The organism is Lysinibacillus capsici (assembly GCF_003367505.1).
In the GTDB taxonomy this organism is placed as follows: Bacteria; Bacillota; Bacilli; order Bacillales_A; family Planococcaceae; genus Lysinibacillus; species Lysinibacillus capsici.
This window is the reverse complement of record NZ_PXXX01000041.1, coordinates 1-767: the sequence shown is the minus strand read 5'-3', so window position 1 is coordinate 767 and position 767 is coordinate 1. Positions and strand designations below refer to the sequence as shown.

1 protein-coding gene and 1 pseudogene are annotated in these 767 nt (G+C 40.7%); both read right to left on the bottom strand.

From position 1 onward, the window contains the following. A pseudogene (locus C7B89_RS22815) lies at window positions 1-180 on the bottom strand (Bro-N domain-containing protein); the annotation flags it as partial. Between the two features lie 15 nt (window positions 181-195). After that, complete coding sequence (locus tag C7B89_RS22810) at window positions 196-627, bottom strand: hypothetical protein (RefSeq protein WP_115674666.1); 432 nt, start codon at window positions 625-627, stop codon at window positions 196-198. Window positions 628-767: the final 140 nt, after the last annotated feature.

Sequence of the window (767 nt, the reverse complement as noted above, 5' to 3'; positions counted from 1 at the left end):
TACCCCTACTCCCCAGACCGTGGCATCCTCAAAGTCTACGTGATTTTCAATTGCTCTTAGTGGTTTAACAAATCCTAACGCCTTCGCTGCCTCTGTTGCACCAAACCATTCAATATCGTTTACAATCATGACTGGAAGCTCTCCGAATAATGCGTGATTAAATTGCTTTACTTGATTCATAGTTACATGCCTCCTTTACTTTAAAATACCCGCAAGTTGTTTAAAGATTGCTTGTTCGATCTTCCTGCCTTCATAAAACGCTATTACTTCCTCGATTGCTTCTGCAATGCCCCTCACACGGTTCTGAGAAAGTTTAAAATTGAACGGTTTCTCCGTTAGTTTCGCTAGTTCGTTTCTTTCGTGTTCTAGTGTCTCGTCTAAGTGCGTTATAAGCGCGTTTCTTTCCTTTATAAGCCGTTCTTCTAGTTCAGGGTATTCGAGTAACTCTCCCAGGCTATCAACCACCATATGTGGTCGTGTATCGTATTGGCTCTGTGTCTTTTCAATGAAAAGTGATTCCCGACTATTTTCATCCATTGCGTAGACTTCGTATGGCTCTCCAGTTTTGCGGTAATGTATAGCCAAGACTGATAATTTCGTACCTTTTACGTTTAATAATGCTTTCATGTTTATTCCTCCTTTTATTTGCTTGTCCTATAGTGGTTTTACTATCCAATCGTTTGCTAGGATGTCTTCTACACTCGGATTCCAAAGCAAGTTTTGTAGCTTCTTGAATGTTCACGTTCTCAACCTCCCGGTAGTTTGAT

Coding starts and splice junctions, on each gene's coding strand:
- C7B89_RS22810 (WP_115674666.1), bottom strand. CDS start 627: ATGAAAGCATTATTAAACGTAAAAGGTACGAAATTATCAGTCTTGGCT.